Consider the following 12,507-nt stretch of genomic DNA (forward strand, 5'->3'; position numbering starts at 1 on the left):
GAAAGATCAGGAGCACGCATGCCGATCATCACCGACGCCAAGGAGCTGCAGGGGGACCTTGCCAGGTTCAGGCACCAGCTGCACCAGGAGCCGGAAATCGGCCTTGATCTTCCGCGGACCCAGGAAAAGGTGCTGAAGGCGCTGGACGGGCTGCCGTACGAGATCACCCTCGGCGAGAGCACGACGTCGGTCACTGCGGTCCTGCGCGGCGGCGCACCGCACGGCTCTCCCGCCAAGCCGGCGGTCCTGCTCCGCGCGGACATGGATGGCCTTCCGGTCCAGGAAAAGACCGGCGCCGAGTACACCTCGAAGATCGACGGGGCCATGCACGCCTGCGGCCACGACCTCCACACCGCCATGCTGGCCGGCGCCGCCACGCTCCTGGCCGAGCGCCGGCACGAACTGGCCGGCGACGTCGTCCTGATGTTCCAGCCGGGCGAGGAGGGCTTCGACGGCGCGAGCCACATGATCCGGGAAGGCGTCCTGGACGCCGCCGGACGGCGCGTGGATGCCGCGTACGGCATGCACGTGTTCTCCGCTTTGGAACCGCACGGGAAGTTCTGCACGCGGCCCGGCGTCATGCTGAGTGCCTCCGACGGGCTGTTCGTCACTGTACTGGGGGCCGGCGGCCACGGTTCGGCGCCGCACTCGGCCCAGGACCCGGTCACCGCGGCGGCGGAGATGGTCACCGCGCTGCAGGTGATGATCACCCGGCAGTTCAACATGTTCGATCCCGTAGTGCTGTCGGTGGGCGTCCTGCAGGCCGGGACCAAGCGGAACATCATCCCCGAAACCGCCAGGATCGAAGCCACCGTGCGCACGTTCTCCGAGGAATCCCGGGACAAGATGATGACTTCGGTCCCCGCGCTGATTAAGGGCATCGCCGCCGCGCACGGCCTGGATGTGGATGTGGAATACCGCGCCGAGTACCCGCTGAGCGTCACTGACGTGGACGAGACCAACACCGCGGAGGACGTGATCCGCGGGCTGTTCGGCGAAGGCCGGCACACCCGCTTCGCCACGCCGCTGAGCGGCTCGGAAGACTTTTCCCGCGTCATGAACGAGGTCCCCTCCACCTTTATCGGCCTCAGCGCCGTGCCGCCTGGCGCCGACCATATCGCCGCAGCGTTCAACCACTCCCCCTATGCCACGTTCGACGACGGCGTCCTCGCCGACGGCGCCGCACTGTACGCGGAACTGGCACTCTCCCGCATCGCCACCCTGGCCGCCCGGTCCTGAGAACCCTGGAGAACACCATGACAACCACCGTCAGCCCGCAGCTCGCGGCCCGCACCGCCACCAGGAAAACCATCATCGGCACCGGCATCGGTAACGCCGTCGAATGGTACGACTGGGCCATCTACGCCACCTTTACGCCGTTCATCGCCAGCCAGTTGTTCAGCAAGGCGGACCCGGCGTCTGCGGTCCTGTCCACGTTGGCGATCTTCGCCGTCGGCTTCGTGGCACGTCCCTTCGGCGGCTTCCTCTTCGGCTGGATCGGGGACAGGATCGGCCGCAAGGCGTCCATGACCCTGGCCGTGGGCCTGGCGTCCCTGGGCAGCCTGATGATCGGCATTGCGCCCACCTTCGCTGCCGTTGGGGCGTGGGCATCGCTCATGCTGCTGGTGGCCCGGCTGGTTCAGGGCCTGGCGCACGGCGGCGAGCTGCCGTCGTCGCAAACTTATCTTTCCGAGATGGCACCACGGGAACACCGGGGGTTCTGGGCCACGCTGATCTACACGTCCGGCACTGTGGGCATCCTGTTCGGCACCCTCCTGGGCGCCGTTCTGAACATGGCGCTGACCACCGAAGTGATGAACGCCTGGGGCTGGCGGATCCCGTTCCTGATCGGCGCCGCCATGGGCCTCTACGCCCTGATCATGCGGTCGAAACTGCACGAGACGGACGTGTTCGAGGGTGAGAGCGCGACGGAGAAGCGGGCGCCCATCTGGCCCCAGATCGTGCGGCACCGCAAGCAGGCCCTTCAGGTGATCGGCCTGACCGTGGGGCTGACCGTGATCTACTACATCTGGGGCGTGGTGGCCCCCAGCTACGCCACGACCGCACTCAAGATCGACCGCGGTGAAGCGCTCTGGGCCGGCGTGATCGGCAACATCGTGTTCATTGCCGCTCTGCCGTTCTGGGGCAAGCTGTCCGACCGGATCGGCCGCAAGAAGGTCCTCTGGGCCGGCGCCATCGGCTCGGCCGTGATGCACTTCCCCATGACCTGGCTGCTGAAGGATTCCGCGTGGCAGCTGGCGGTCGGCATGTCTGTGATGCTCGTCTTCATCGCCGCCAGCGCGGCCATTGTTCCGGCCGTCTACGCCGAACTGTTCCCCACCAGCATCCGCACCGTGGGTGTCGGCGTCCCCTACTCGATCTGCGTCGCAGTGTTCGGCGGAACCGCGCCGTACCTGCAGCAGTGGCTTGGCACCACGCTTCAGCTGCCCAGCCTGTTCAACATCTACGCCGTGGTGCTGCTGCTGATCAGCGCGGCATTCGTCTTCAGTCTTCCCGAAACCAAGGGGAAGGACCTGCGCGGCTGACGCTGTTTCCAGGGTGAACCGGCGAAGGCCGGGCGGCTTGGTCGCCCGGCCTTCGCGGTGTCTGCGAGAATGGCGCCATGCGGGCACCCTTTGTACACGAGGCAACCGTCGGGATGGCGGCCGACGGCGACGTCCGCGGGGGAGGTGCGCCGGAGGATAGACCGGGCGCTCCGCTCCGGCACGGTGACCAGCCCGGAAGGCGTGGTGAGCCACTGGGAATTCCGGGGAAGCACGCCTGGCCACCCGACCCCGACCGAGACCGAGCACGCCCGGCGCATCGCGGGGACGTAGCGGAAACGTTGGTAGTGGAAACGTTGCGGGGCGGCGGCAGCCTCAGGTGAAGTTCCGGCTCACGTGGTGTTCCGGGCGACCGCGACCTGCGGCCGTGTAACCCGCGCGGGACGGGGCATGGCGGTGCGGATGATCTGCCGCGCGGCCGACCGGGCAATGTCGGGCGTGTCAGGGCCGGGAGACGTAATCTCGTACGCCTGTCCCCCTTCAAGGATGAGCGCAAGCGACCGGGCCAGCGCACAGGGGTCGCCGGCTCCCGTCTGGCGGGCCAGCCGGGTTATCCAGTCCAGGACCCGCGCGTTGTGCAGGGCAATCCTCAGGTGGGCGGCGGTACCAGGGCGGATCTCGGCAGCGGCCCGCAGGAACGCGGCACCGCGGTGATCTCCGGGGTGCCCGTCCCGGGAAAGGGCGTCGAACATGCCGAGCAGCTGGTCGGCCGGGTGGGTGGCGATCGGGCCTGCCGCCTGCCTCAGGGCCGCCGCCCAGCCGAGGCCCAACTCATCGACACAGGCAAGGACCAGGTCATCCTTGGTCGGAGAGTACTTATAGAAGGTTGCCTTGGCCACGCCGGCCTCGGCAATGATGCGGTTGATGCCGACCTGGTACAGGCCTTCGGCGGAGAACAGGTCGGACGCGATCGTGAGGATGCGATGACTCACATCCCTGCGCCGGCTCGCTTCGTCCATGGTTCACCTCATGGGCAGACAGTGCCAGGAACCGCTTCGCCAGACGGACCTGTCTACCTACTGGTTCAGGATCTTCAGTGCGGCGGCAGGTTGCCCAGTGCTATCCACGGGGGCCGCCGTAGGGCGCTTTGCCCTCAGTTCCTCCAGGGCGACGCGCTTCCGCAGCCGGTGCCACGCCCACGGCAGGAGATACCTGCGTGCCCACATCAGGTCTCCTGCCCTGGCCTGGGGCCAGCTGCCACGCGGCAGGTCTCCGGGTTCCAGCGGCCGGAGCCCGTGCGGGACGCCAAGCGTATCCAGCACCATGATTGCCACGGTGTGGTGGCCCAGCGGGGAGAGGTGCAGGCGGTCCTGGTCCCACATCCGCGGGTCCCTGAGCGTCCTCAGGCCCCATAGATCCGCGATCACGGCGTCGTGCCGCGACGCGATGGAGCGGATGTTTTCGTTGAAGACCGCAATCTTCGTCCGGTTGCGGCCCAGAACGGGCGTAGACCTCCAGTCGGGCCCGGTGAAGAGCACCAGGGTAGCGCCGGCAGAACTCAAAAGTTCCACCCCGGCGTCGAGCTTGTCAGCCAGCTTGTCCGGATCGCCGTTGTGGAGAACCATATCGTTGCCGCCCGCTGAAAGCGTGATCAGGTCCGGCTGCAGGGCAAGCGTGGGCCCAACTTGCCGTTCCAGAATCTGCTCCAACATCAAGCCGCGTACGGCAAGATTCGCGTACGCGAACTCCTCATGACCGGTGCTCAGCTCCTCCGCCACACGATCGGCCCAGCCGCGAACTCCGCCCGGACTCCGCGGATCGGGGTCGCCCACTCCTTCCGTGAACGAATCCCCCAACGCAACAAACCGGCGCCACGGATGGGCACTCGCACCCACCACGTACCCGGCGCCAGGAACACCACCGTGGGGCCGGCGTCCTGACAGATCTTTGTCATTCGCGGTCACCCTGCACCTCCTTGTGGGAAGCCTGAGCCCTTTTTGTGAATAACCATCGGCGCGGCCTGTATGTTCCGAAAAATTGATTCATTTTTCCGCGATCTCCGTGATTTCCGCATGGAATGCACGTCCCGTTTCGGGTGTTAAAAGGAGTGTCCGATGTTATGGGTTGCTCCGGATTGACAGGAAGGTAATGAGCAGGAAAATCGAAACCGTTGAAGACGACACCGGGAAGGTCATCACCTACCACCGGCACCCGAACGGTGGCGGTCTGATCGGGCGCGGCGCCGAGGTGCATGAGACGTCGTTCATCAGTTCGACCGCTTATGTGGAGGCTGGCGCCCGGGTGGAGTCGGGGTGCCGCGTCGGCGGCGGCAGCTGGATCGACCGGCAGGCGCGTATTGGTCACCGGGTGGTGATCGGTGATGCTGTGTACGTCGGGCCGGGAGCGGTCGTCGGCAACCGGGTCCATATCGGCAGCCACTCCCGGATCGGGGCAGGTGCCGTTATCACCCACGGGGTTCGCCTGCATGGGGACACCACTGTTGCCCAGGGCAGCCACGTGGCGACCAGAAGCAAGCCGTCGGTAAATTCGTCATCACAATCCCGTTCGGACGGCAACCGTAAGGTTCGAACGGCTGCCTGAGACCGCTGTTTTGCGCTGAGCCTGCCACCAATCCGCGCGAAGCGGAGAGGAAGTCCAAGTTAGGCCGAAAGCCCCTCGTGGGCAGCACGCGGCGCGACTAATTTGGGTAATACTCCCGGCCGCGCAAGCGGAGGGGAGCGCCTGTGGGGCGTCGGCCCGTGACCGATCCTGGATTCCTGAGCAGTCCGCCGCACTGGCCCGTTCAGCGAACGAACTGGTTGGACATTGAAAGCGGGGATGCGTGATGGGCAGCGCAAGGGATCCTGTAGGCGGTCAAGGACGCGACGGAGTCGGGGATAACGTTCCCGAACCGCTGGGCCCACCGGATGACCGCGCTTCTGACCGCGGTCCTGACGACGGCTATTACGAAGAGTCCGACGGCGTTGTCCCCTATGGCGAGAACGCCGTCCATGACGACCCCGGGTACGTCGATGCCACCGACGGACCGATGGATGGTTTCTTTACGGAAGACCCGGCCGCCGCTACCCGTGAAACCGTGGTTGCCCGCGAAGAGGAGCGGTTCGGCGGCATCAAGATCGGGTCTGCCTTCTTCGGCTGGCTGACCGCGACGGCTATGGCCGTTTTGCTGGCAGCTGCCGTCACGGCGGCCGGCAGGGCCGGCTTTCTGGCCGGAATGGACCTCACCGCGGAAGCCGGCCTAGCATCATCAGGCGGCATGACAGGCGTAATTGTGCTCCTGACGATCCCCTTCCTTGCCTATTTTTCCGGCGGCTACGTCGCAGGACGGATGGCGCGGTTCAACGGCATCGGCCAGGGGCTCATGGTGTGGTTGTGGGCCGTGATAGTGGCCGCAGGTGTGACCCTCTTGGCGATGATCAGTGGTGGGCAACTCAATGTGCTGAGCACGCTCAACAGCTTCCTCCGCCTTCCCGTGGGCGAGGGTCAGCTAAGTACGAGCGGCATTATCGCGGTCATTGCCGTGGCCGCCACAGCCCTGGTGGGCGCCGTGCTGGGCGGCATCGCCGGTGTTCACTACCACCGAAAGGTGGACCGTGCGGGCTTCACGCCGACGGAGGAGTACTACCAGCCATAGCTTGAGGGACTCCTACCCTAATTTTGAGGCGCGGGAGCATGCGGGTCAGCCCCGGGCGGCAGCCACAACACGCTCGCCATTGAAGTATTCGAGCTGCCAGCCATCAACGGCATGGTGGTGGGCCAAGTTGAGCACGGCGTTGTCGATGCTTTGCAGAGTCCGGCCGATTGCCCGGCTGAGGGTCACGCGGATGAGCGTCCCGTGGGCGACGACCAGGACGCGGCGGCCTCGGAACTCCTCGGCCAGGGCGTCCAGGGCGGCCAGCCCGCGGCTGGCTGCCTCGTCCTCGCTTTCGGCGCCGCGGAACCCGCCGGGGGTACGCAGTGCGTCCAGTTCGGGACCGGCCTGCAGGCCCTCCGCGGGTCCGAAGCTACGCTCGGTAAGTTCCGGCACGCGCCGGGCCACGCTGAGCCCGAGCCCGGAGGCAATCAGGTCCGCGGTTTCGGCGGCACGGATCAATGGCGAGGACACGATGGCATCCCACTCGTAGCCGGACAGGACCGCGACAGCGTCGCTCGCCTGGCCGCGGCCGACGTCGTTCAGCGGAATGTCGGTGGCACCCTGCAGCCGGCGCTGCGCATTCCAGTCCGTCTGGCCATGGCGGACGAGGGCGAAGGTCGTAAGGGTCATGCTTTCCATTGTGCCCTGACTGCGGGCGGGCCCGGAAAACTGCGGCTACGTGAGACGGGCCGATCGGCGTAGGGCAGGACATGATTGCCACGGCTTCGCTGCTGGGCGAGAGCAATACCCGCGGCAATTGCCCGGGACGGTCATATGCTTTTCATACAGGGTTTTGCAGTGAGCCGGAGCGTCCTAATGTGAGCGTGGAACATGGCGGTAGCTACCCCATCGAACAGTCAACCGGAACCACCGGCTTTCCCGTCCGCCGTTTTGGACAGTCCCGATGTGCAGACATTCCTCAGCGATGCAGCGCAGGAGTTCGTTGAAGACATCGGCGGCGCAGCCCGGGGTTTCCTGTGGGCCATCACCCATGTGGGCCCGGGTGAAGTCCGGAACTGGGACTCCGGCTCCGCCAAGGCACGGGAGGTCGACGGCGTTCAAAACTCCTTCGCGGACGGTCCTGCCCTGACCGCGGCGGCAAGCCGCGAATTCGTCCACATACCCGATGCCGCCGTCGACCGCCTATGGCCTGGGTTCTCCGCCGCCGTCGTCGGCCAGGGCGTGAGATCGGTGCTGTCCGTCCCCATTCTTGTGGAGGGGGAGCTCAGCGCCGCGCTGACACTTTACGCTGCCGCTCCGCACGCCTTCTCCAGCGAGGATGTCATCCACGCGGTAGCCTGCGCGCGACGCCTGTCCAGGGTGTGCCGGCTGCTGCTGGACCTGGCGCGGAACGCCGGGGCGGCCATCACGCAACCGCCTCTGTCCGTGACCGAATTGGCGGTATGGTCCCTGATCCGCGAATACGGCCTCACCAAGGAATCGGCCATGCAGTACCTGCAGGCAGTGGTACGTGATGGGACCGTGACTTCTCCATACCCTCGGACCGGGTGAGGTCAGCGCCGCTGAGACCGAGCTGGGCGCCGAGCTGGGCGCGTTTCACTTCGGTGGCCACTAAACGGCATGGATCTCTTCCACGTGGTGACCTGCCGGGGCCGCCTTGGGGACAAGGAGCACCGCTGCCACGAGTTCCTTGCTGTGCCGGTGCCGGGGATCGGCGAAGAACTCGGCGGTGGGCGCCACTTCCCCCAGGGCGCCCTGAAAGAGCACGGCCACGCGATGGCTCATGTAGCGCAGGACGTTCATGTCGTGGGAGGTCATGATCAGGGAAAGCCGGCGGTCGCGGTGCAGGCGCAGCAACAGGTCCAGGACCTTCCGTTGTGTCACCGCGTCCAGGGCCGACGTGGCTTCGTCGCAGATGAGGACTGCCGGTTCCAGCAGGAGTGCCCTGGCGATGGTGAGCCGTTGGAGCTGCCCGCCTGAGCATTGGCTCGGGTACCTGTCCAGCAGCGCAGGGTCGAGTTCAACCTCGCAAACCACCCCTTCGATGAGCGCAGCGCGGTCCTCCGCGTTGCAGTCCCGCCGCTGCAGCAGGGGAGCCTCCAGGCTGGTGCGCAGCTTCATCCGGGGGTCGAACACATCGTGCGGTTCCTGGAAGACGAGCTGCACGTCCGTGCCCGCGGTTCCGGATGGGTTGTCCTTCCCGCCGAGGGACCGGGTGATGCTTCCGCTGTCCGGGGTTTCGAGTCCGAGGATCAGCCGCGCCAGGGTGCTCTTGCCCGATCCTGACTGCCCCAGGATTCCGAGAATCTCGCCTTCTCTCAGATCGAGCGACACGTCCTCCAACGCGGGCCGGGCGCCGCGCCGGTTGGACCGGAACCGCTTGGTGACACTGTGCAGGTCCAGGATGGTGCGCGACGAGGTGGCCTGGGGCGCAGTCGCCGGGGGAAGGGCCGATGCCCTCACGAGGTCCTTGGTGCAGGTGGTCAGAGACGGCTCGCTGACCGGCAAGCCGGGCGAGTTCCCCACCACGATCCTGATCGTGAACAAGAAGTTCGCTGCCGAGCACCCGGACACCGTCAAAGCACTCCTCAAAGGCCACACCGGGTCCGTGAAGTGGCTCAACACCGCTGCTGCGGACGAGAAATCCACTGTCATCAACGCTGCCCTGAAGGACGCGTCCGGTGCCGAACTGAAGGCGGACGTCATCGAGCGGTCGCTGAAGAACATCGTCTTCACGGTGGATCCGCTGGCCGGAGCTTACAAGAAGCTCCTCCAGGACGGCGTGGACGCCGGCACCACCAAGCAGGCCGACCTCAACGGCATCTTCGACCTCACAGCCCTGAACAGCGTCACCGCCGAAACCGGCGGAGACAAGGTCAGCGCCGCCGGCCTAGGCAAGGATTAAGTCAGCCAGGGACTGATCCCGAAGAACTGAACAAGCGCACCAAATCACCAGAGGCACCTGCCGGAACTTCCCGGCAGGTGCCTCTGGTGTTCCCGCAGCGTGCTCCGCCGCGGCAGCGTTCAGTACTCGATCTTTTCGGTCCTGCCGCTGCGCAGGGACCGGGTGGCTGCCTCGGCGATGGCCTGCGCCTTGAGCCCGTCTTCCAGTGAGGGCGTCGGTGCCGAACCGTCCTCCAGTGCGGAAACGAAGTGCGAGAGTGCCGCCGCGTACGTGGGCTGGACCCGTTCAAACCAGCCGGCGTGCAGGCCGTCGTCGACAACCTGCCCTGCCCGGTAGCGGGACACGGCGCCGGTGCGGCGGCGCTGGGTCTCGGCCATCCCACCCGAGCCGAACACCTCGATGCGCTCGTCGTAGCCGTAACTGGTGCGCCGGATGCTGTCGATCTGTACCAGCGCCCCGGTGGGGAGGCGGAGCGTCACGGCGGAGGTGTCGACGTCGTCGTACTCGGCAAGGCGCGGTTCCGCCAGGGCGGAGCCGACGGCGGACACCTCCACCGGGTCCTGCCCCGTCAGCCAGCGGACCAGGTCGAAGAAGTGCACCGTCTGGTCCCGCATCTGGCCGCCGGATGCGGCAATGTAGGACAGCGGCGGCACCGCCGGTCCGCGGGTGGACATCTGGAGGAGTTCGACGTCGCCCACTTCCCCGGCGTCGATGATCCGCTTGAGTTCGACGTAGTCGCGGTCGAAGCGGCGGTTGAAGTCGATCATCACGGGGACGCCCCGTCCGGCTGCGTGCGCCGCGGCCTCCCGGGCCCGGCGCAGGTCCAGGTCGATCGGCTTTTCGCACAGGACCGCCAGGCCGGCGTCGGCCGCGCGGACCAGGTGCCGGGCGTGGGTGTCCGTGGACGAGGCGATAAACACGGCATCAACCTGACGGGGATCGAACACCTCCGCCAGGTCGCTGACGGCGTGCGTGCCGTGGGTTTCCGCGAGCGCCTTGGCCCGGTCGGTGTCGATGTCGTAGATCCGGGAAAACTCGATCCCCGGATGCGCGGCGAGGTTGGCGGCGTGGACGGAGCCGATGAAACCGGCTCCCAGGAGGGCGAATCGCCGCATGTCAAATTCCTGCTTTCGCAAATGCTGCATCGGGCTGGATGGATGCTCCGGGCGAGACCCAGGCGCAGTCGCGGTGGTGGGAAGCGGCCACAGCCTCGACGAACTGGACGCCGATGAGTCCGTCGCGGCCGGTGGCGATGGTCAGTTCCCGCGCTGGCAGCGGCGTGCCGTCGCGGCGGGCGCGCAGCTCGTCAGCGAGGTCGCGGTAGAAGTTCGCGAAGGCCTCGAGGAAGCCTTCCGGGTGGCCCAGGCCAACCCGGGTGAGGCGGGTGGCGTCTTCGGAGAGGGTGCCCAGGCCGTGGGTCAGGACCGTGGTGGCGCCGTCGAGGTCCTGGACCGTGAGGTGGTGCGGGTCCTCGTGCTGCCATTCCAGGCTGCCCTTGTCACCAAACACCCTGATGCGCAGGCCGTGGTTGTGCCCGGTGGCGGCCATGCTTGCCCACAGCCGGGCGGGCACTCCCCCGGTCAGCTCCATCTCCACGGTGGCGTGGTCGAAGACGCGGCGGCCGGGGACCAGGGTGCTCAGCCGGCCGGACAGGCGGTCCGCGTCCAGTCCCGTAATGTAGCGCAGCAGGTGGTAAGCGTGGGTCCCGAGGTCGCCCACAACGCTCGGGAACCCGGCAACCTCCGGATCGGTGCGCCACCGTGCTTGTTTGTGGCCCTGCAGCTCGAGCGGCGAGGATGCCCACCCGGAGGCGTGCTCGACGTCAACGAACGTTACCGTGCCCAGCTCGCCGTCCCGGACCATCCGGGCCGCGTGCCGGACCATCGCGTACGCGGGATAGCAGTGCGGGACCGCCAGGAACACGCCCTTTTCGGCGGCGAGGCGCACCAGCTCAGCGGCGGATTCGGAGTCCTGGGTCAGCGGCTTCTCGCACACCACCGAGATGCCGGCCTCAAGGAAGCTGCGGGCGATCTCGAAATGGCTGTCGTTGGGCGTGGCGACGACCACGACGTCGGCCCCGTCCGGCCGGGCAGCCTCCGCTGCTGCCATTTCCGCGTAGTCACGGTAGGCCCGATCCTCCGAAATGCCCAGCTCAGCGGCCAGGGCGAGGGAACGTCCCCGGTCGCGGCCGAAGACGCCCGACGTCAGTTCGAACTGGTCGTCCAGCCGCATGGCATAGCGGTGGGTCTTGCCGATGTCCGCCCCGGCTCCGCCCCCGACCATTCCTGCGCTCAGCCGGCGTGTACGCGGTTCACTCATGCCATTCCCTTCGATTTTGGACAATTGTTGGACCGGTCCATAATGAGGGTGGAACGAGGCGCTGGTCAACCCCTTATGCTGAGTTGGGACCGAGAGGAGAAGCAGCATGGACAGTTCGCCCGCCTTCGGCGACCAGCCGCGCCGGCCCACCATTCGGGACGTCGCCGAGCGGGCCGGGGTCTCCAAGTCACTCGTGTCTTTGGTGCTGGGCGGATCGTCCAGCGTGAGCCCCAGCCGCCGCCAGGCCGTGCAGGACGCGATGGCCGAGCTCGACTACCGGCCCAACCAGCTGGCCCGCGGACTTTCCAGTCCGCGCAGCGGAACTATCGGCGTGCTGCTCAACGACCTGCGCAATCCATGGTTCGTGGAACTGCTCGAGGGGCTGACTGCCTCACTGCACTCGGCAGGAGTCTCTCCGGTCCTCGTCGATTCGTACACGGACCACAGGGTTGGCCGGCATTCAGTGGAGACCCTGCTCGAGCAGCGCATCGACGGCATCGTCGTTGTCGGCACCACCACGGAAACCGCCGCACTCGAGGCGGCAGCCAGGACGGTCCCCGTGGTCCTTGCCGGAACACGTGAGCCCGACCTGGACAGGACCGACGTCGTGGTCAACGACGACGAAGCGGGCGCGCGCCAGGCCACCGATCACCTGATCTCCCTGGGCCACCGGCGCATCGCGCACCTTCAGGGGCCGGGCCGGATCGCCGAGCTGCGGAGGGAAGGCTATGAATCCTCCATGCGCGCCGCCGGGCTTGAGCCGCTGGTGGTAGCCGGCGGAATGAGCGAGGAGAGCGGCTACGACGCCACTCAAAGGCTGCTGGCCCGCACGGAACGCCCCACCGCCATCTTCGCGTTCAACGACATCGCCTGCATCGGAGCACTGTCGGCGGCCGCCGACCAGGGGCTCAGCGTCCCGGACGACCTCTCACTGGTGGGCTACGACAACACCTACCTCGCCAAGATCCGGCACCTCTCGCTGACGTCGGTGGACAACGGCAACATCGCCGTTGGCCTGCAGGCCGGCAAGTTCATCCTGGAGCGGCGGGAACACCCGGAGCTGCCGCAGCGGCTGCACGTAGTCGCTACACAGCTCGTCGTCCGGGGGTCCACCGGCCACGCCCCGGCCAAGGGCTGACCCCGCGGCCGGCACCCCGCGCACG

The 12,507-nt window shown here is 67.0% G+C and carries 12 protein-coding genes and 1 pseudogene; 7 read left to right on the top strand and 6 right to left on the bottom strand.

The features are described from left to right. The first annotated feature begins 18 nt into the window (after positions 1–18). Complete coding sequence (locus J7I79_RS02150) at positions 19–1,239, top strand: M20 family metallopeptidase (protein WP_214949638.1); 1,221 nt, start codon at positions 19–21, stop codon at positions 1,237–1,239. A gap of 17 nt (positions 1,240–1,256) precedes the next feature. Then, positions 1,257–2,546, top strand: coding sequence for an MFS transporter (locus tag J7I79_RS02155; RefSeq protein WP_214949640.1), 1,290 nt, complete (start codon positions 1,257–1,259; stop codon positions 2,544–2,546). Positions 2,547–2,896: 350 nt separating this feature from the next. Here J7I79_RS02155 and J7I79_RS02160 read toward each other — a convergent pair whose 3' ends face one another. Then, positions 2,897–3,523, bottom strand: coding sequence for a TetR/AcrR family transcriptional regulator (locus J7I79_RS02160; protein WP_214949642.1), 627 nt, complete (start codon positions 3,521–3,523; stop codon positions 2,897–2,899). Between the two features lie 57 nt (positions 3,524–3,580). Next, positions 3,581–4,468, bottom strand: a complete 888-nt coding sequence (locus J7I79_RS02165) for an SGNH/GDSL hydrolase family protein (protein WP_214949644.1) — start codon at positions 4,466–4,468, stop codon at positions 3,581–3,583. Between the two features lie 184 nt (positions 4,469–4,652). Between J7I79_RS02165 and J7I79_RS02170 the strand changes: the two genes are divergently transcribed. Together J7I79_RS02170 and J7I79_RS02175 are read left to right on the top strand one after the other, a co-directional pair. Next, positions 4,653–5,105, top strand: a complete 453-nt coding sequence (locus tag J7I79_RS02170) for a DapH/DapD/GlmU-related protein (RefSeq protein WP_214949646.1) — start codon at positions 4,653–4,655, stop codon at positions 5,103–5,105. Positions 5,106–5,349: 244 nt separating this feature from the next. Then, positions 5,350–6,159, top strand: a complete 810-nt coding sequence (locus tag J7I79_RS02175; protein WP_214949648.1) for a hypothetical protein — start codon at positions 5,350–5,352, stop codon at positions 6,157–6,159. A 45-nt stretch (positions 6,160–6,204) separates the two neighbouring features. Here J7I79_RS02175 and J7I79_RS02180 read toward each other — a convergent pair whose 3' ends face one another. After that, entirely contained in the window at positions 6,205–6,789 is a 585-nt protein-coding gene (locus tag J7I79_RS02180) for a histidine phosphatase family protein (protein ID WP_214949650.1), read from the bottom strand. Positions 6,790–7,065: 276 nt separating this feature from the next. On the opposite strand from J7I79_RS02180, the gene J7I79_RS02185 reads away from it, so the two are divergent. Continuing rightward, positions 7,066–7,671: a GAF domain-containing protein gene (locus J7I79_RS02185; RefSeq protein ID WP_214949652.1), complete on the top strand. Its 606-nt coding sequence runs from the start codon at positions 7,066–7,068 to the stop codon at positions 7,669–7,671. A gap of 60 nt (positions 7,672–7,731) precedes the next feature. Here J7I79_RS02185 and J7I79_RS02190 read toward each other — a convergent pair whose 3' ends face one another. Continuing rightward, the gene (locus J7I79_RS02190) at positions 7,732–8,583 is read right to left on the bottom strand and encodes a dipeptide/oligopeptide/nickel ABC transporter ATP-binding protein (RefSeq protein ID WP_311380498.1); all 852 of its coding nucleotides are present in this window, start codon (positions 8,581–8,583) and stop codon (positions 7,732–7,734) included. Positions 8,584–8,608: 25 nt separating this feature from the next. Between J7I79_RS02190 and J7I79_RS24110 the strand changes: the two are divergent. Further along, positions 8,609–9,025 (top strand): annotated as a pseudogene (locus J7I79_RS24110) (sulfonate ABC transporter substrate-binding protein); the annotation flags it as partial. 119 nt (positions 9,026–9,144) lie between these two features. Here J7I79_RS24110 and J7I79_RS02200 read toward each other — a convergent pair. Continuing rightward, positions 9,145–10,140 (bottom strand): Gfo/Idh/MocA family oxidoreductase, encoded by a 996-nt coding sequence (locus J7I79_RS02200; protein WP_214949656.1) that lies wholly within the window; start codon positions 10,138–10,140, stop codon positions 9,145–9,147. Between the two features lies 1 nt (position 10,141). After that, the gene (locus J7I79_RS02205) at positions 10,142–11,344 is read right to left on the bottom strand and encodes a Gfo/Idh/MocA family protein (RefSeq protein ID WP_214949658.1); all 1,203 of its coding nucleotides are present in this window, start codon (positions 11,342–11,344) and stop codon (positions 10,142–10,144) included. Positions 11,345–11,450: 106 nt separating this feature from the next. Between J7I79_RS02205 and J7I79_RS02210 the strand changes: the two genes are divergently transcribed. Continuing rightward, positions 11,451–12,482 (top strand): LacI family DNA-binding transcriptional regulator, encoded by a 1,032-nt coding sequence (locus J7I79_RS02210; RefSeq protein WP_214949660.1) that lies wholly within the window; start codon positions 11,451–11,453, stop codon positions 12,480–12,482. The last annotated feature ends 25 nt before the right edge of the window (positions 12,483–12,507 follow it).

This window comes from Arthrobacter sp. ISL-69 (genome assembly GCF_018613775.1).
In the GTDB taxonomy this organism is placed as follows: domain Bacteria; phylum Actinomycetota; class Actinomycetes; order Actinomycetales; family Micrococcaceae; genus Arthrobacter.